Annotated in this window: 16 protein-coding genes; 15 read left to right on the top strand and 1 reads right to left on the bottom strand. The window is 59.2% G+C overall.

From position 1 onward, the window contains the following. Nucleotides 1–23: 23 nt before the first annotated feature. The 7 genes from BUE09_RS01920 (at nt 24) to BUE09_RS01890 (ending at nt 7862) form a co-directional block, all read left to right on the top strand. Nucleotides 24–569 carry a hypothetical protein gene (locus BUE09_RS01920; protein WP_073299020.1) on the top strand — a complete coding sequence of 182 codons (546 nt, stop codon included), beginning with the start codon at nt 24–26 and terminating at the stop codon, nt 567–569. An 8-nt stretch (nt 570–577) separates the two neighbouring features. Beyond that, nucleotides 578–1171, top strand: coding sequence for an adenylyl-sulfate kinase (cysC, locus tag BUE09_RS01915; protein ID WP_143164608.1), 594 nt, complete (start codon nt 578–580; stop codon nt 1169–1171). A gap of 56 nt (nt 1172–1227) precedes the next feature. Further along, nucleotides 1228–2436: a glycosyltransferase family 4 protein gene (locus BUE09_RS01910; RefSeq protein ID WP_231975541.1), complete on the top strand. Its 1209-nt coding sequence runs from the start codon at nt 1228–1230 to the stop codon at nt 2434–2436. Nucleotides 2437–2448: 12 nt separating this feature from the next. Continuing rightward, nucleotides 2449–3639, top strand: a complete 1191-nt coding sequence (locus BUE09_RS01905) for a glycosyltransferase family 4 protein (protein ID WP_073299469.1) — start codon at nt 2449–2451, stop codon at nt 3637–3639. Then, a complete protein-coding gene (locus tag BUE09_RS01900) occupies nt 3639–4613 on the top strand; it encodes a UDP-glucose 4-epimerase family protein (protein WP_073299018.1) in 975 nt (324 codons plus the stop codon). Before BUE09_RS01905 ends, BUE09_RS01900 begins: the two co-directional genes overlap by 1 nt. A gap of 138 nt (nt 4614–4751) precedes the next feature. After that, a complete protein-coding gene (locus tag BUE09_RS01895) occupies nt 4752–5783 on the top strand; it encodes an MraY family glycosyltransferase (protein WP_073299017.1) in 1032 nt (343 codons plus the stop codon). 66 nt (nt 5784–5849) lie between these two features. Further along, the gene (locus BUE09_RS01890; protein WP_073299016.1) at nt 5850–7862 is read left to right on the top strand and encodes a polysaccharide biosynthesis protein; all 2013 of its coding nucleotides are present in this window, start codon (nt 5850–5852) and stop codon (nt 7860–7862) included. A gap of 155 nt (nt 7863–8017) precedes the next feature. Here BUE09_RS01890 and BUE09_RS01885 read toward each other — a convergent pair whose 3' ends face one another. After that, on the bottom strand, nt 8018–8743 hold the full coding sequence (locus BUE09_RS01885; protein ID WP_073299015.1) for a DUF3298 and DUF4163 domain-containing protein: 726 nt from the start codon (nt 8741–8743) through the stop codon (nt 8018–8020). Nucleotides 8744–8974: 231 nt separating this feature from the next. Here BUE09_RS01885 and BUE09_RS01880 point away from each other — a divergent pair, with 231 nt between their 5' ends. The 8 genes from BUE09_RS01880 (at nt 8975) to parC (ending at nt 17463) form a co-directional block, all read left to right on the top strand. Continuing rightward, entirely contained in the window at nt 8975–9592 is a 618-nt protein-coding gene (locus BUE09_RS01880) for an NUDIX domain-containing protein (protein ID WP_073299014.1), read from the top strand. Further along, on the top strand, nt 9589–10035 hold the full coding sequence (locus BUE09_RS01875) for a DUF1249 domain-containing protein (RefSeq protein ID WP_073299013.1): 447 nt from the start codon (nt 9589–9591) through the stop codon (nt 10033–10035). The genes BUE09_RS01880 and BUE09_RS01875 overlap by 4 nt, the downstream gene beginning before the upstream one ends. 153 nt (nt 10036–10188) lie before the next feature. Then, on the top strand, nt 10189–11004 hold the full coding sequence (cpdA, locus tag BUE09_RS01870) for a 3',5'-cyclic-AMP phosphodiesterase (protein WP_073299012.1): 816 nt from the start codon (nt 10189–10191) through the stop codon (nt 11002–11004). A 186-nt stretch (nt 11005–11190) separates the two neighbouring features. Further along, nucleotides 11191–11808 (top strand): YqiA/YcfP family alpha/beta fold hydrolase, encoded by a 618-nt coding sequence (locus tag BUE09_RS01865; RefSeq protein ID WP_073299011.1) that lies wholly within the window; start codon nt 11191–11193, stop codon nt 11806–11808. A gap of 18 nt (nt 11809–11826) precedes the next feature. Next, complete coding sequence (parE, locus tag BUE09_RS01860; RefSeq protein ID WP_073299010.1) at nt 11827–13713, top strand: DNA topoisomerase IV subunit B; 1887 nt, start codon at nt 11827–11829, stop codon at nt 13711–13713. Further along, nucleotides 13710–14693: an esterase-like activity of phytase family protein gene (locus tag BUE09_RS01855; protein WP_073299009.1), complete on the top strand. Its 984-nt coding sequence runs from the start codon at nt 13710–13712 to the stop codon at nt 14691–14693. Before parE ends, BUE09_RS01855 begins: the two co-directional genes overlap by 4 nt. After that, a complete protein-coding gene (locus tag BUE09_RS01850) occupies nt 14690–15217 on the top strand; it encodes a retropepsin-like aspartic protease family protein (RefSeq protein ID WP_073299008.1) in 528 nt (175 codons plus the stop codon). Before BUE09_RS01855 ends, BUE09_RS01850 begins: the two co-directional genes overlap by 4 nt. Continuing rightward, a complete protein-coding gene (gene parC / locus BUE09_RS01845; protein ID WP_073299007.1) occupies nt 15214–17463 on the top strand; it encodes a DNA topoisomerase IV subunit A in 2250 nt (749 codons plus the stop codon). The genes BUE09_RS01850 and parC overlap by 4 nt, the downstream gene beginning before the upstream one ends. The last annotated feature ends 91 nt before the right edge of the window (nt 17464–17554 follow it).

Raw genomic sequence — 17554 nt, 5'->3', positions numbered from 1 at the left:
TACTTCGGTTGGAGGGGTGGCCGTTGCGTAATATTTTTGTGTTGTGTACTGGGCGTTGTGGTTCAGTAACCTTTATTGAGGCCTGTCGCCATATCGATAACTATTCTGCTGCGCACGAGAGCCTGAGTCATGCGGTTGGGGCGGCGCGTTTTGCTTATCCTACCCGACATATCGAGGCGGATAATCGTCTTTCTTGGGTGCTTGGGCGGTTGGATCGGGTGTATGGTAATGATGCTTTTTATGTTCATCTGACACGCGATACCATGGCGACCGCGCGTTCTTTCTTGAAGCGTTATGACTCTGGCATCATGCATGCCTATAAGGGTTCCATACTCATGGGGGCGCAAAAGAAAAGCAAGGAAGTTGACCCGCTTGACTTTTGTGTTGACTACTGTGAAACGGTTAATTCCAATATCGAGGCATTTCTAAAAGATAAGTCGAACAAGATGAAGTTTCGCCTGGAGTGTGCGCCATCGGACTTCTCTGAGTTTTGGGAGCGAGTGGGCGCGCAAGGCAATGTTAACAGCGCACTCGAAACGTGGCAGATAAGACATAATGCTTCAGCTTGAGGTGCTCATTGACTGATAATTTACGTTGGCATGGTAGCCATATATCTCACGACCACCGATGCCAATTGTTGCGGCAACGCCCCCTTACCGTCTGGTTTACCGGCTTAAGCGGCGCAGGGAAGTCAACCCTTGCGTTTGAATTGGAGCGACGTCTAGTGGCATCTGGGCGCGCGGCCTATGTATTAGATGGAGATAACATCAGGCATGGGTTGTGTGCCGATTTAGGATTTTCCGCTGAAGCACGTGCGGAGAACATACGTCGTGTGGCTGAGGTGGCGAAGCTCTTTAATGATGCCGGGATGCTATCTATTTGCTCTTTAATCTCACCTTTTTTATCTGATCGCGCGCTAGCAAGGCGCGTAGTGGGTGATGATCGATATTTTGAGGTTTATGTTTCTACACCGCTGGTTGAGTGCGAGCGCCGTGACGTGAAAGGCCTTTACGCCAAGGCTCGAGCGGGTGAGCTTGAAAATTTTACCGGCGTCAGCATGCCATATGAGGTTCCGATAGCTCCAAATTGTAGTGTGGACACATCAGTCATGAGTGTCGATAAGGGTGTAGATCACATCCTTTCTTGTCTAATGGAGTGCATATCGATCTGATATAACTTAGGAAAATTGGAGGCGGATCCATTTGTAATCTGGAGTTGGAGTTACTCATGGTTGATGAGGTTAGAGCAGGTTCCGCTGTTCATATGTTGGTTTGGAACGACTTTCTAAACGATGCTCGCGTGCTGAAGGAGGCTGAGACACTGCAGTTGAGTGGCTATAAGGTTGTCGTTCATGCTGTGCATTACCCAGGTAAAACATTATCGCACCAAGTATTGAATACTGGCATCACAGTACGCCGCGCACCGTTGTCACCTTTCGCAGTTCGGCGTAACGGTAGCCACGAGATACAGCATAAGACGCCGCTCGCCCTCCAATTGTGTATGCGTTTGTGGGCGCATCTGGTAATGCTTCTTCGTTTAAGTATTGCGAGACCAGATATCATTCATGCTCACGACGTGAACATGCTTCCCACAGCCTGGCTCGCTGCAAAGTTGTCGGGCGCCAGGATGGTGTACGACGCCCACGAAATAAGCACCAGCCGCGAGGGATATTCCAGGGTACGCAAGCTGGTGGGTTGGATCGAGCGTACCTTGATGCCGCGTGTGCAAGGCACCATTACCACTACCGAGGCGCGGGCAAAGTATTTCGCGCGCGCTTATGGCGTCGCGCGACCAGTGGTGCTGCAGAATCGGCCGAGGGAACAGCAGGCGATGCGGTCCGATCGGATTCGTGCAGAGCTTGAACTGGCCCAGCCTTGGCCGATTATTCTTTATCAGGGCGGCGTGCAGCAGGGTAGGGGCTTGGAGCGTCTGGCTCGCGTCGCCGCTGAAGTTCCGAATTCGTACTTCGTTTTCATTGGCGGCGGTAGGCTCGATGGCAGCTTGCGCCGCATTGTTGAAGAGCTGCAGTTGGAGCAGCGGGTTCGTTTTATCCCGACCGTGGCTCTGGCTGAGCTACCAAGCTATACAGCTTCGGCAGACATCGGCGTTCAGCCCATCGAGAACACCTGCCTCAATCACTACACGACCGACTCCAACAAACTGTTCGAGTACGTTCAGGCGGGCCTGCCGGTCGTTGCGTCCGATCTGCCTGAGATACGGCGTGTTGTAAGAGAGCATGACCTGGGCGTGCTCGTGCCTGAAGGCGATAGCGTGGCGCTGGCTATGGCGTTACGCGACCTGGTGGAGGTTGAGGGCAAGCGCCAGTACTACGCTGCACAGTCGCGGAAGGCGGCAAGCGTTCTTAACTGGGAAAGCCAGGAGCATGAACTGCTCGCATTGTACGAGCGGGTGTTGTCCAATCGCGCCTCGACCTGATCTGTGCTGCTGATGCGTAAACGAATTCTGCTGCTTAGCTTTTTCTATCCTCCTGATCTCTCCGCGGGCTCTTTCCGCGCCAAGGCATTGGTTGATGCGCTTTGTGCGCGGGTGGCCGGGGAAACAGATATTGACGTGCTGACCACGCAGCCCAACCGCTACCACTCCCACGCCAGTGAGGCGCTAGCGGTCGAGGCGCAAGGCTGCGTACGCATCCGGCGCGTCCAGCTGCCAGTGCATAAGAGCGGTTTTGTCGATCAGGCAAAGGCGTTCGCAGCTTTTGCTTTGCAGGCCAATCGAATTGCTGGCGAAGATCACTATGACGTCGTGGTCGCGACCTCGTCGAGGTTGATGACGGCTGTATTGGGAAGCTGGATCGCTCGTCGCCAGCGTGCGCGGCTGTATCTGGACATCCGTGACATTTTTGTGGAGAACTTGGGCGAATTGTTTCCTTCGCCGTTTGGCAGGGCTGTTGCCTGGACGTTCGGTGCGTTGGAGCGCTGGTCCATCAAGCGGGCGGATAAGGTGAACCTGGTAGCCGCTGGGTTCCTGGGCTACTTTCAGCCGAAATATCCCCAGCAGCAGTTTTCGGTTTACACAAACGGTGTTGATGACGACTTTGTTGATCTTCCTTTAACTTCGTCTGGAGATAGCAATGCTGACCAGCCGTTGCGCATTCTGTATGCGGGAAATATCGGGGACGGGCAGGGATTGCATCTGATCATTCCGGCGCTTGCGCAGCGTCTGGGCGCCCAAGTTCATTTCAGTATCGTAGGAGCAGGCGGACGCCAGCAGGCTCTGAGAGATGCTGTGGCTGAAAGTGGTGTTGAGAATGTGGAACTGCTTGCGCCGGTTTCACGTGACCGGTTGCTCGCTGTCTATCGACAGGCAGATGTTCTGTTTCTGCATCTCAACGATTTCAAAGCCTTTCGGCGGGTGCTGCCATCCAAGCTGTTTGAGTATGCAGCTACTGGCAAGCCCATTCTGGCAGGCGTAGCTGGCTATGCCTCCGAGTTTGTCAAAGCGGAGATCACCAACACAGCTGTTTTCGAGCCCTGCGATATAGACGGTGCATTGGACGCGTTGAGTCGGTTGAGTCTTGAGGATGTTCCGCGCCCGGAGTTCGTCGATCGTTTCGCTCGTAAGCGGATCATGCGCTCCATGGCAGATGATGTGCTTGAACTTGTCCGGGAAGCGATTTGATGCGCGTACTTGTCACGGGCGCGGACGGATTCGTGGCGCGGGCTCTAGTACCGCAGATAACGATGCTGCCTGGGTGTTGCGTTGTCGCGGCAGTTCGACGACTTCGATGTGCCGAGCGGGACACTTCCGAGCGTGGCGGCACCGTTCAGTGGCTGGAACTCGGCGACCTCGCAACTGCTCAGCTAAGGCCTGATTTGCTCAGCGGTGTGGATGTGGTCGTCCATTGCGCGGCTCGGGTTCATGTGATGGATGAGCTTCACTCCGACCCGCTTGCTGCCTTTCGGGCAGTAAACGTTAACGGCACGCTGAACTTGGCTCACGCTGCGGCGCAGGCAGGTGCCAAGCGCTTCGTGTTCCTCAGTTCGGTGAAGGTGCATGGTGAATCCACTTCCTGCGGACGGCCCTTTACCGCCGATGATGCGCTATGTCCGGTCGACCCTTACGCAGTATCCAAGATGGATGCCGAACGGGCGCTGCTGGCGCTCTCGGAGAAGACAGGATTGGAGGTGGTCATCATTCGACCGCCGTTGGTATACGGGCCGGGAGTTAAAGCGAATTTCTATAGCATGATGAGATGGTTGGATAAGGGGATTCCGCTTCCGCTTGGTGCAATACGAAACCGTCGCAGTCTTGTCGCACTAGATAACTTGGCCGATTTGATTGTGTCTTGCTTGGCTCACCCCAATGCTGCCGGACAGGCATTTTTAGCAAGCGATGATGAAGATCTTTCAACTACCGAACTGCTTCGGCGGCTCGGAGAGGCGCTTGGTAAGCCGGCTCGGCTAATCCCTGTTCCACCTCGGTTATTGGAGGGAGCAGGTGCTGTGCTTGGCAAGCGGGCCGTGATTGAACGTATATGCGGATCGTTGCAGGCCGATATCGGTAAAACCAAAGCGCTCTTGGGGTGGCGCCCACCGGTAAGTGTGCACGAGGCCCTTGCGTTGACCGCGGTTGGTTTTAAGCAAGAGCTTTGATTCATTGCTTTTTTTCCGAATTTTCATTTGAGATTGGCTGCAGACTGTGACATTGGTTCGCCGCGGGGCGCGCCTCCTACAAAACTGTATTGTCAGAGGCGCTGCTCGGCGTGAAAGCCGCTATCTAGGGAGTGGATGATGGGGGCGATTTTTTTGTTGCTGCCGCTAGTATTCGGCGGTTCTTATTTGTTGACTTGGCTGCTGAGACGGTACGCATTGCACCGCGACCTGATCGATGTACCCAATGCCCGCAGCTCGCATACTGTGCCGACGCCCCGCGGCGGCGGGGTAGCGATAGTCATTAGTCTGCTCGTTGCTCTGCCAGTTTTGGCGTCGTTGGGATTGGTCCCATGGGTCGAGGTATGGGGTTTATGGGGCGCCGGTTGTGCTGTCGCTATGGTCGGCTTTTTTGATGACCATGGTCATATTGCTGCCCGTTGGCGCCTGCTCGGGCATTTCTTGGCGGCGGCCTGGGTGCTGTTCTGGCTCGGTGGGCTTCCTCCACTTGAGTTGTTCGGGTCGACGGTAAATTTTGGGTGGTGGGGGCACTTGCTTGCTGCTATCTGGCTCGTCTGGCACCTCAACCTCTACAACTTCATGGACGGTATCGATGGCATTGCCAGCGTTCAAGCGGTGACCGTTTGTCTGGGCGCGGCGGCGGTTTATGCATCGGTGGGGTTTGCGGACGCTACGCTTGTGCCTGTTCTGCTGGCTGCGGCCGTAGCGGGATTTCTAGTTTGGAACTGGCCGCCCGCGCGAATATTCATGGGTGACGCCGGGAGTGGGTTTCTCGGTATAACGATTGGTGCACTTTCGATACACGCAGGCTGGTTGGCGCCGCAATTGCTTTGGTGCTGGTTGATTCTGCTTGGCATCTTTATTGTCGATGCCACTTGGACCTTGATGCAGCGATTGTTGCGGGGTGTCAGAGTGTACGAGGCTCACCGCAGCCACGGCTACCAGATCGCTTCTCGCCGTTTAGGTTCACATCGGCCGGTGACGCTCGGCGTTTTGGCTGTGAACATTCTTTGGTTATTGCCCATCGGCATGGCAGTGGGGTTGCAGTGGTTGGATGGGGTGGTGGGGCTGGTGATCGCCTATGCGCCACTGGTTTGGGTTGTGGCATGGCTTAAAGCTGGTCAGCCTGAGAAATCTGCTGTCCAGGAATAAGCATCCAGATGCACCTGTTTGTCCGCGGGCGAAGGTTGCCGAATAGGGAAAGATTGAGGTGATATTTTGTTGAGATTGGCCGAGGGGCTGCGCGGGCGACTCGTCCGGCTGCCCCGGCGTTACAAGCGGCTTATTCAGGTCCTGACGGATATCGTTCTGGTGTGGACCGCGTTGTGGCTTTCATTCGTGGTTCGGTTGGGCGACGCAAAGACAATTGATCCTTTCGGCGTACATGCCTGGCTGTTCGCGGTCGCGCCGTTGATTGCAATTCCTTTGTTCATCCGTATCGGTATGTACCGTGCGGTCATGCGCTACTTCGGCAACGATGCCTTGATGGCGATCGTCAAAGCAGTGACGTTGTCATCGCTCATGCTTTCGCTCGCTGTTTATTGGTATCAGGGCGCACCAAAGGTCATACCTCGCTCACTGGTTTTGAACTATTGGTGGCTAAGCCTCGTGCTGATTGGTGGGTTGCGGCTGGTCATGCGGCAATACTTTATGGGGCACTGGTTCGCGGCCGGCCAGACGCTGAACTTCAAGCGAGCAGATGCAGGCCTTGCACGAGTGGCGATTTACGGGGCGGGCGCGGCAGGTAATCAGTTGGTTGCTGCATTGCGAATGGGGCGTACGATGCGTCCGGTCGCCTTCATCGACGATGATCCCGCCATTGCAAACAGGACCATCTCAGGCCTGCGCGTATACAAGCCAAAGCACATTCAGCAGCTGATCAACGAGACTGCTGCCCAGCAAATTCTCTTGGCCATTCCCTCTGCATCCCGTGCCCGACGGCGCGAGGTTCTGGAAAGCTTGGAGCCGTTTCCACTGCATGTTCGCAGTGTGCCAGCTGTCATGGATTTGGCGAGTGGCCGAGTAAAGGTTGAGGATCTCCAGGAGGTCGATGTTGCAGACCTGCTTGGGCGTGATGCGGTCCCCGCACGACAGGAGCTATTCGAGCGGTGCATTCGCGATCAGATCGTGTTGGTGACAGGGGCTGGTGGCTCTATCGGCAGTGAACTCTGCCGTCAGATTATTACCACCAAGCCACGGACCTTGCTCCTCTTTGAGCATTGCGAGTTCAACCTCTACCGGATCCACAGTGAATTGGAGAGCAGGGTCGAGCGTGAGTCGCTCTCGGTGCGGCTGGTGCCGATCCTTGGCTCAATTCGAAACGGTGTCCGTATCGTCGATGTTATGCGTACTTGGAAAGTCAACTCCGTTTATCACGCGGCAGCTTATAAGCACGTTCCGATGGTCGAGCACAACATAGCCGAAGGGGTGCTGAACAATACCTTCGGCACGCTCTATACCGCACAGGCTGCGATTCAGGCCGGTGTCTCGAACTTCGTGTTGATCTCAACCGACAAAGCAGTTCGGCCCACAAATGTTATGGGCAGTACCAAGCGCGTTGCGGAAATGATTTTGCAGGCGCTAAGCCGCGAGACAGCCCCCGTTCTGTTTTCCGCTGAAGAGGGCGTTCACCACGTGAACAAGACCCGTTTCACGATGGTTCGCTTCGGAAATGTGCTGGGCTCGTCTGGCTCGGTAATTCCCAGGTTTTATGAGCAAATCCGTGCTGGAGGGCCCGTTACGGTTACCCACCCAAAGATCACGCGTTATTTCATGACAATTCCAGAAGCCGCACAGTTGGTAATCCAGGCGGGTTCCATGGGACAAGGCGGCGACGTTTTCGTGTTGGATATGGGCCAACCGGTACTGATCGCGCAGCTGGCCGAGAAGCTGATCCGTCTATCCGGCCTGAGCATCCAGTCGGAGAAGTGTCCACACGGGGACATAGAGATTGAGTTCACCGGATTGCGTCCGGGCGAGAAGTTATATGAAGAGCTGTTGATCGGCGACAACGTCAGCCCCACCGAGCACCCGATGATCATGCGAGCCGACGAGGAGTACTTCACCTGGGACATGCTGCGGGGGGTATTGGCAAAGCTGCTCAAGGCGGTCGAACAGGACGATTATCCGCAGGTTCGGGTGCTGTTGCGCGAGGTGGTGAGCGGCTATGTGCCTGAGGGCGAGATTGTTGATTTGATTTATCAGCAGCGGAGGGCTGGGCCTGCCGAGTAGGGGTCTTTGTCATTGCCCGCTGGTGCGTACGTCAGCCCCACAGCTGAGGCGATGCGGTCATGGTCTTGAGAGGGAAGGGTGCTCGACGCTGGCCGCCCGGCTTTGCCAGGCGGCCAGGTATTCAGCCGGCAGCTTCAGGCCAGGTTGACCACTGGCTACAGATACGCCGGCTGAAGTATGCCCTCAAGTTCCTTGTAGGGAATTTCCAGTGTCGGATGCCCGCTCGAGTAGGGCGCGATGCTATAGACGTCGTATTTGAGCAGCACCTTGTCGCGTAGCAGCGCCACGTTGGCGGTCTGCTGGAAGGGCCAGTTCCGTATGAATTCGGCATCGTGCCCGTTCGCGACCAGCCAGCGCTGGTGCGCCTTTGCCGCGGCACGCCAGAAGGCGCCTTCCTTGCCAGGCAGCAGCACATCGGCGAGCTTCAACTCCAGGTCTTGCTCGCGGTCGTAGTTAATGAATCCGCGGCCGGGCATGCCATGGGCGCCGCCGGTATAGAGGTAGCTGGAAAGCTCCACCACCAGCAGCGAATCATGTTGATCGATCAGTTTGGCCTGCAGATAGCTGCTCCAGCCGGGTCTCGCATCGTGCAGGAAGCTCTGCTGATAGGCTTCGAGCGAGGCTGGCAGACTGGCGCCCGGCGCGTTGATGGTCATCTGCCGCAGGCGCCGGTCGATCAGTGCGTTCAGCTCCGGCTCGCCCGCAAACACCTGGGCATCGATGTTTACCAATGGGCAGCTGTCGTCCGTCTTGGGGCAATTGGCGGCGCGCTGCTCGCTGACGATCTGACGAGGCTCGACGGGCCGATCGCCGCCGAGATGGGCGCAGCCGGCCATAAGAAGGGCCAGTACCAAGAGAGCGATGGTTTTGCGGACAGGCATCAACGGATGGAACTCCCCTATGGACGTTTCGGTGCGGGTTCGAGTCTATTGCAGACGCGAAGTTCGAGACTGCTCGCCTCGATAAATTTCATCATGCGTGTGGTCTGCAAAGGGCTGCGCCTGAGCATACGGCGCGCTAGGATGGCAGCAGAGAGACCGCTCACGCCGTGACGGTTGCAGCCTTTTTCGGCGCCGGCAGGTGCTGGAACAAACCGATTATGTGAGTAGTTCATGAACGATATTTTCCAAGCCGGCGCCGACGATGTCGAGATCATCCGCCGCGAGCGCTGCTTCAGTGGGTTCTACAATCTTGACCGCTTCCGCCTTCGCCACCGCCTGTTCCGAGGCGGCATGGGTGCCGAGATCGAGCGCGAATTGTTTGTTCGTCACGATGCCGTCTGCGTGCTTCCGTATGATCCCCAGCGCGACGAGGTCGTGTTGATCGAGCAGTTTCGTGTTGGTGCCATGGCGCATGGCGATAACCCATGGCTGGTAGAAACGGTGGCCGGTCTGATCGATAAGGACGAGCAGCCTGAAGAGGTGGCGCGCCGGGAGTCGATCGAAGAAGCAGGCCTTGAGCTCGGCGAACTCTGGCCGGTGTCTGTTTACTATCCATCCCCGGGCGGCAGCACCGAGCGCATCCATCTCTACGTAGGGCGCTGCAGCAGTGTCGGCGCTGGCGGCGTGTTCGGGCTGGAAGAGGAGGGTGAGGATATCCGTGCATCTGTGTGGTCTTTTGAAGATGCATTGGAGGCGCTGCGTGACGGCCGGATCGATAATGCGGCTACGATCATCGCCCTGCAGTGGCTGGCCTTGAACCGCAGCGAGATCAGGGAGGCATGGATATGAGGCGAACCCGCGAACGATACCGCGTCGACCTGCTGGAGTTGCAGGCAGCATGCGAGGCGAACTACCTGCGTCTGTTGCGCTTGCTGCCCGGAATGCGCAATCATCCGGATACGCGTCGCATCGCCATGAGCCAGGGCGACCGGCTGCTCGGCGTGCTGGTGCTGACGGTGACCGAGAGCTGCCCCTACACCACCACCGTCCAGATTAGTCAGCAGGACTGTCTGCCTTGGTTGCCGGCGCCGCAAATGGATGTACGGGTCTATCATGATGCGCGTATGGCTGAAGTGATCGGGGCGGAGAATGCCCGGCGTTTCCGCGGAATTTACAGCTATCCCAACGCGCAAATGCATCAGCCTGACGAGAAGAATCAGCTCAACCTGTTTCTCGGGGAATGGCTCGGTCACTGCCTGGCGTGCGGCCATGAGCTTGAGTTTGTGCTTTAAGTAGAGCAACGCACGCCTGAGGTGATGCTGGCGCTGTGCCATGCATTGAAGTGCTCCCAAGCGGTTCTGTGATGGATGCCCGCATCGCGCGGTTTACCCCTGCAACGCCCAGCCACCATAATTCTTCTGCGATTTCGCCAAAGGAGACGGGTCTTGGCTGCTGCGCCCTTCACTGATGAAAAAGACTCGGTCTTGCTGGTGCAACTGACCGACAGCCACCTGTTCGCCGAAGCAGGCGGCAAGCTGTTGGGCATGGATACGGCCGAGAGTCTGCAGCGTGTGGTCGATCTGGTTCTCGACGAGCAGCCGCGTATCGACCTGATGCTGGCGACAGGCGATCTATCCCAAGACGGCTCCCTTGCTTCCTATAAGCGATTTCGTCAGTTGTCCGAGCGTATCGACGCCCCGGTGCGCTGGTGTCCAGGCAACCATGACGAGTTGGCCCCGATGCAAGAGGCGACCCGTGGCAGCGACATGATGAACCCTGTGCTGGATATCGGTAATTGGCGTGTCGTGATGCTTGACACCCTGGTTCCGGGATCGGTATTCGGCCTGCTTCGGCAGGAGCAGCTCGAACTGTTGGACGAGGCTTTGAGTGAAGCGCCGGAGCGGCATTATCTGGTTTGTTTGCATCATCACCCGGTAACCATCGGTAGTCGCTGGATGGATGGCATCGGACTGCATAATCGCGATGAGCTGTTCAGCGTCATCAATCGTCATCCGGGCGTGAAAGCCCTGCTTTGGGGGCATATTCATCAGGAGTTCGATGAGTCGCGAGATGGCGTGCGGTTGCTGGCAACACCTTCTACCGGTGTGCAGTTCACGCCCGGCAGCGAGGCGTTCGACGTGGACAAGCGGGCTCCAGGCTATCGCTGGTTGCGGCTTTACGCTGATGGCGTACTGGAAACCGGCGTCTCGCGGGTAGTAGGCGTCGATTTCGAGATCGACTACAGCGTCAAAGGCTATTGAGCGCTGCGGTAGCCGTAAGAGCGGGTCATGCCCGCGAAGGCTTTCCGCTTCTGGGTATGGTCCTGATTCGCAGGCATGGTCAGCTCGTACGATCAGTTCCTGCAGACAGTTCAGCGGAGAGCGTGCTTGCCGGAGGCCGCGGCTGCCTAGTAGCCTTCCCATCCTTTGTCAGTCCAGCGAATCAGCATGACCCGCGAACAGCCCACCATTCTTTATATGCATGGCCTCAACAGTTCACCGTTGTCGCGGAAAGCCAGCCAGCTGACGGCTGCGCTGAGTCGCCTGAATCTGACGGCCTCGCTACAGGTGCCAGCGCTGCATCATCATCCGCGTCAGGCTATCGCGCAGCTCGAGACGGCGATTGCGGAGCTGGGCCGCCCGCTGCTGGTCGGCAGCTCCCTTGGCGGCTACTATGCGACGCACCTTGCCGAGCGCCATGGCCTCAAGGCCCTGCTTATAAATCCGGCCGTCGCACCACACCGCCGTTTCGACGGTTATCTGGGGCCGCAGACTAACCTCTACACGGGCGAAGTGTGGCAGCTCACTGAAGACCACGTGACCGCGTTGGCCGAGCTGGAGACGCCCGCACCCGAGGATGCCGAGCGCTATCAGGTCTGGCTGCAGACTGCGGACGAGACACTGGACTACCGCCAGGCAGCGGATTTCTATCAGGGTTGTGCGCTGCGCATCCAGGCCGGCGGTGATCATGGCTTTCAGGGCTTTGCCGAGCGCCTTCCCGCGCTGCTGGCGTTCGCCGGTTTCGATCCGGCGCGCTTCGTCGAACTCGACTTCACTGATCTATAAGGACATCACGAGCCGCTCATGTCGTACACCGCAGAAGCCATTGAAGTCCTCTCCGGCCTTGATCCGGTGCGCAAGCGTCCGGGGATGTACACCGATACCTCGCGGCCCAATCACCTGGCCCAGGAAGTCATCGACAACAGCGTCGATGAGGCTCTGGCGGGTCATGCCAGCTCGGTCCAGGTCATCCTGCATCAGGATAATTCCCTTCAGGTGATCGACGATGGTCGCGGCATGCCGGTGGACATCCATCCGGAGGAGGGGGTTTCAGGCGTCGAGCTGATCCTCACCAAGCTGCACGCTGGCGGCAAATTCTCCAACAAGAACTACCAGTTCTCCGGCGGCCTCCATGGCGTAGGTATTTCGGTGGTCAACGCACTGTCGACGCGGGTCGAGGTGACGGTCAAGCGGGACGCAAACGAATACCGCATGGCCTTTACCGACGGCTACAAGGCCAGTGAGCTGGACATCATTGGCGCGGTCGGCAAGCGCAATACCGGGACCAGCGTACATTTCTGGGCCGACCCGAAATACTTCGACTCGCCGAAGTTTTCCATCAGCCGGCTCAAGCACGTGCTCAAGGCGAAAGCCGTGCTTTGTCCGGGGTTGAATGTCAGTTTCGAGGACAAGAACACCGGGGAAAAAACCGAATGGCACTATGAAGATGGCCTGCGCTCGTATCTGGTCGACGCCGTCAGCGAGTTCGCTCGGTTACCGGACGAGCCCTTCTGCGGCAGCTTGGCCGGCAGCAAGGAGGCGGTCGACTGGGCCCTGCTGTGGCTACCGGAAGGCGGTGACAGTGTTCAGGAAAGCTACGTCAACCTGATCCCCACTGCGCAAGGCGGCACCCACGTCAACGGCCTGCGCCAGGGGCTGCTGGATGCCATGCGCGAGTTTTGCGAGTTCCGCAGCCTGTTGCCGCGCGGCGTCAAGCTCGCGCCTGAGGACGTCTGGGAGCGGATCGCCTTTGTCCTCTCGACGAAGATGCAAGAACCACAGTTCTCCGGACAAACCAAGGAACGTCTGTCTTCGCGGGAAGCCGCCGCGTTTGTCTCCGGCGTGGTCAAGGATGCGTTCAGTCTCTGGCTCAACGCCCATCCGGAATTGGGCTTGCAACTGGCCGAGCTGGCCATCAGCAACGCCGGACGACGGCTCAAGGCAAGCAAGAAGGTCGAGCGCAAGCGTGTCACCCAGGGCCCGGCGCTGCCCGGCAAGCTGGCCGACTGCGCTGGGCAGGACCCGGCGCGCTCCGAGCTGTTTCTGGTCGAGGGTGATTCCGCTGGCGGTTCTGCCAAACAGGCGCGCGACAAGGAGTTTCAGGCAATCATGCCGTTGCGCGGCAAGATCCTGAATACTTGGGAAGTCGACGGCGGCGAGGTACTGGCCAGCCAGGAGGTGCACGATATCGCTGTGGCGATCGGCGTCGATCCGGGCGCGGCGGACATCTCCCAGCTGCGCTACGGCAAGATTTGCATCCTCGCTGACGCTGACTCGGATGGTCTGCACATCGCAACCCTGCTCTGCGCATTGTTCGTTCGTCATTTCCGGCCGCTGGTGGATGCCGGTCATGTGTATGTGGCCATGCCGCCGCTGTACCGCATCGACTTGGGCAAGGACATCTTTTATGCGCTCGACGAAGCCGAGCGTGACGGTATCCTCGATCGCCTGCTGGCGGAGAAACGCCGTGGCAAGCCGCAGGTCACGCGCTTCAAGGGGTTGGGTGAGATGAACCCGCCTCAGCTGCGCGAAACCACCATGGACCCGAACACACGCCGGCTCGTGCAGTTGACCCTGGATGACTTCGACGGCACGCGGGAAATCATGGACATGCTGTTGGCCAAGAAGCGCGCCGGCGATCGCAAGAGCTGGCTGGAGTCCAAGGGCAACCTCGCGGAGGTGCTGCTTTGAACCTTCGTTGGGTGGCGCTGCTGGCCGTGCTGGCTGTGCCTTTCTCGTCGGCAACGGCTGCGCCCGAACTGACCATGCTCAGCGAGCATCCCGTCGAAGGGGTTGCCGCGGGCAATTTGTCAGGGCTGGCCTGGTGCGGTGATGCACTCTGGGCAGTATCGGACCGAGAGGACAATGTCCTGTACCGCCTCGATGCCAGCGATGCCGTCTGGCAGGCCGAGGCCGAGCGTTTCGAGTTGCCTCCCGTGCCGAATACCGGGCTGTCGTGGGGCGTACGTATGCGCTCCGCGTTCACCGGCATGCTGCGCGGTGGTGAGATGGATTTCGAAGGCCTGAGCTGCGACAGCCTGGGCAATCGTTACCTGGTCAGCGAAGCGTATGCCGCTGTGCTGCGGGTGAATCCAGCGGGCACTGCGGAGTGGCTCAATTTGCCGGGTGCGGTGGTGCGTCAGGCGCGGGCCAGCGGGATGCTGCTCAAGTTCAACGCCATGTTCGAAGGCGTGGCGGTCGATCCGGGCGCCGATCGTTTGTGGCTGGCCGCAGAGCACAGTCGCCGAGGTTTGATGGTGACCCACCGAACGCAGAACAGCTGGCGCTGTACTGGCGGCTGTGTATTGCTGGTCGGCGGCGGGCGCGATTCAACGCCCCCCGAGATGGGCGACGACACCCAGCCGCGGCGCTTTTCAGGGCTCACCTTCCATAACGGAAAACTGTTTACGCTCGAACCGGTGACTCACCGGGTCTGTCGGCGGAATGTGGAGAATGGGCACCGTGAGGCCTGCTGGTCCTATGCAGACACGGCAATGGCTGAGTCGCGCCGTTACGACACGCCTTTCGGCAATGCCGAAGCCCTCTGGGTTGACGCAGAAGGCGCCTGGATCGGGCTCGACAACAATGAGCTTACGCGTGCCGACGGCGAGAAGCGTCCCGTCGTCTGGCGCTTTGCTGCGCCCAAGGGCGGCTGGGGTGCCAAGCAGTGAGTCAGCCTGCCGGGCGTCGCGCCGGGCGCATCATGCTGGTCCTGGCCTGGGGGGCTGGGTTGCTGCTGGCCACGCGGTTTTTTTCGGAATGGGAGCAGAGCCGGTTCAATCCCAATCGCGAACCGGTGTCGGTCATCCAGGGCGAGCAGATAGCGGTGCACCTGGACAGCAACCCGCAGGGGCATTTCGTGGCCGATGGCCAGATCAATGGCAAGACAGTGACCTTTCTGCTGGACACCGGCGCCACCGATGTCGCGATTCCCGCCGAGCTGGGCGATCGCCTCGGCCTGCCTCGCGGCGCTCCGGTGATGCTGCACACCGCCAATGGGCAAACCACCGGTTACCGCACCGTGCTGGACAGCCTTGCTCTTGGCGACATTCTGCTGCACGACGTAGGTGCCATCGTGGCGCCCGGCTTCGGCGGTGAGCAGATCCTGCTCGGCATGAGTGCCCTGAAACAACTCGAATTCACCCAGCGCGCCGGCACTCTGGTGCTGCGCCAACACGCCACGGATCGACCATGAGCGAAACTATCGACCTGAGCCTGGACGGCGTGGAGCGGCGCTCGCTCGCCGACTTCACCGAGCAGGCGTACCTGAATTACTCGATGTACGTGATCATGGATCGCGCACTGCCGCATATCGGCGACGGGCTCAAGCCTGTGCAGCGGCGCATCATCTATGCGATGAGCGAGCTTGGGCTGAACGCCGATTCGAAACACAAGAAGTCGGCGCGGACGGTGGGTGACGTGCTCGGCAAGTTCCACCCTCACGGTGATTCGGCCTGCTACGAAGCCATGGTGCTGATGGCCCAGCCATTCAGCTATCGCTACACCTTGGTCGACGGTCAGGGTAACTGGGGCGCGCCGGACGATCCCAAGTCCTTTGCTGCCATGCGTTACACCGAAGCACGACTGTCGCGCTACTCCGAGGTCTTATTGTCCGAGCTGGGGCAGGGGACTGTGGAGTGGGTGCCGAACTTCGACGGTACCCTCGACGAACCGGCGACACTGCCGGCGCGTCTGCCCAACCTGCTGCTCAACGGCACCACTGGCATAGCCGTGGGCATGGCCACCGACGTGCCGCCGCACAATCTGCGCGAAGTCGCTGCCGCCTGCGTGCGCCTGCTCGACGAGCCCGATACGACTGTTGAACAGCTCTGCGAGCATGTGCAAGGCCCGGACTATCCGACCGAGGCGGAGATCGTCACGCCCCGTGCCGATCTGCTGAAGATCTACGAAACCGGCCGAGGCTCGGTGCGGATGCGTGCGGTATATCGCGTCGAGGACGGCGATATCGTGGTTACGTCGCTGCCGCATCAGGTGTCCGGTTCCAAGGTGCTGGAACAGATCGCCGCGCAGATGCAGGCGAAGAAGCTGCCGATGGTGGCCGATCTGCGTGACGAGTCGGATCACGAAAATCCTTGCCGGATCGTCATCATCCCGCGCTCCAACCGGGTAGCTGCCGACGAATTGATGCAGCACCTGTTCGCTACCACCGAGCTGGAGTCGAGCTACCGGGTCAATACCAACGTCATCGGCCTGGATGGCCGACCGCAGGTGAAGAACCTCAGGGTGCTGCTCAGCGAGTGGCTGACCTACCGCATCGGTACCGTCCGCCGACGCCTGCAGTTCCGTCTGGACAAGGTAGAACGGCGCCTGCATCTGTTGGAAGGTTTGCTGGTTGCCTTTCTCAACCTCGACGAGGTGATCCATATCATCCGTACCGAGGATCAGCCCAAGCCTGTGTTGATGGCGCGTTTCGAGCTCTCCGAGCTGCAGGCCGATTACATCCTCGACACCCGCTTGCGCCAGTTGGCGCGGCTGGAAGAAATGAAGATTCGCGGTGAGCAGGACGAGCTGGCCAAGGAGCGCGATAAGTTGCTGGCGTTGCTCGGCAGCGAAGCCAAGCTGAAGAAGCTGGTGCGCAAGGAGCTGATCGCCGACGCCGAAACCTACGGCGACGACCGCCGCTCGCCGATCGTGGCGCGCGCCGAAGCCCGCGCGCTTTCGGAAAACGAGTTGTTGCCTTCCGAACCAGTCACCGTGGTGATTTCCGAGAAGGGCTGGGCGCGCTGCGCCAAGGGCCACGACATCGACGCCACCGGGCTGTCCTACAAGGCTGGCGACGGTTTCAGAGCGGCCGCTGCAGGGCGCTCCAATCAGTACGCCGTGTTCATCGATTCGACCGGGCGCAGCTATTCGCTGGCAGCCCATTCGCTGCCCTCGGCCCGGGGTCAGGGCGAGCCGCTCACCGGACGCCTGACGCCACCTCCGGGCGCCGGTTTCGAGTGCGTCCTGCTGCCCGATGACGACTCGCTGTATATCATCGCCTCCGACGCCGGTTACGGCTTCGTGGTCAAGGGTGAAGACCTGCAGGCGAAGAACAAGGCGGGCAAAGCATTGCTGTCGTTGCCGGCCGGTGCGCGAGTCGTCGCGCCGCGACCGCTGAAAAGCCGCGACCAGGACTGGCTGGCGGCCGTTACGACCGAGGGGCGTCTACTGGTATTCCCGATCCGCGACTTGCCGCAGCTGGGCAAGGGCAAAGGCAACAAGATCATAGGCATTCCGGGTGACCGGGTTGCCAGCCGTGAGGAGTATCTGACGGATCTCGCCGTGCTGCCGGAAGGAGCGACGCTGGTCTTGCAGGCCGGCAAGCGAACCCTTTCGCTGAAGAGCGATGATCTGGAACACTACAAGGGCGAGCGCGGGCGGCGTGGCAACAAGCTGCCACGCGGCTTCCAGCGAGTGGATGCGCTGCTGGTCGAGTAAAGACACTGAGTCGGAGGCGTCTTAGAGGCTGGCTTCTGATGGAGGTTTCGCGGAAGATAGCCGCCTTTCGATTTTCCGATTTGCGACGCGG

The sequence above is a fragment of the Stutzerimonas xanthomarina DSM 18231 genome (assembly GCF_900129835.1).
Lineage (GTDB): Bacteria > Pseudomonadota > Gammaproteobacteria > Pseudomonadales > Pseudomonadaceae > Stutzerimonas > Stutzerimonas xanthomarina.
The sequence above is the reverse complement of the archived record's forward strand: the minus strand, read 5'-3'. Positions and strand labels throughout refer to the sequence as shown.

Bases quoted from the DNA above. Each gene is read 5' to 3' on its own strand.
- BUE09_RS01885 (WP_073299015.1), bottom strand. From the start codon at position 8,743: ATGCCTGTCCGCAAAACCATCGCTCTCTTGGTACTGGCCCTTCTTATG.
- BUE09_RS01905 (WP_073299469.1), top strand. From the start codon at position 2,449: ATGCGTAAACGAATTCTGCTGCTTAGCTTTTTCTATCCTCCTGATCTC.
- BUE09_RS01865 (WP_073299011.1), top strand. From the start codon at position 11,191: ATGACCCGCGAACAGCCCACCATTCTTTATATGCATGGCCTCAACAGT.
- BUE09_RS01910 (WP_231975541.1), top strand. From the start codon at position 1,228: ATGGTTGATGAGGTTAGAGCAGGTTCCGCTGTTCATATGTTGGTTTGG.
- parC (WP_073299007.1), top strand. From the start codon at position 15,214: ATGAGCGAAACTATCGACCTGAGCCTGGACGGCGTGGAGCGGCGCTCG.
- BUE09_RS01900 (WP_073299018.1), top strand. From the start codon at position 3,639: ATGCGCGTACTTGTCACGGGCGCGGACGGATTCGTGGCGCGGGCTCTA.
- BUE09_RS01895 (WP_073299017.1), top strand. From the start codon at position 4,752: ATGGGGGCGATTTTTTTGTTGCTGCCGCTAGTATTCGGCGGTTCTTAT.
- BUE09_RS01875 (WP_073299013.1), top strand. From the start codon at position 9,589: ATGAGGCGAACCCGCGAACGATACCGCGTCGACCTGCTGGAGTTGCAG.
- parE (WP_073299010.1), top strand. From the start codon at position 11,827: ATGTCGTACACCGCAGAAGCCATTGAAGTCCTCTCCGGCCTTGATCCG.
- BUE09_RS01880 (WP_073299014.1), top strand. From the start codon at position 8,975: ATGAACGATATTTTCCAAGCCGGCGCCGACGATGTCGAGATCATCCGC.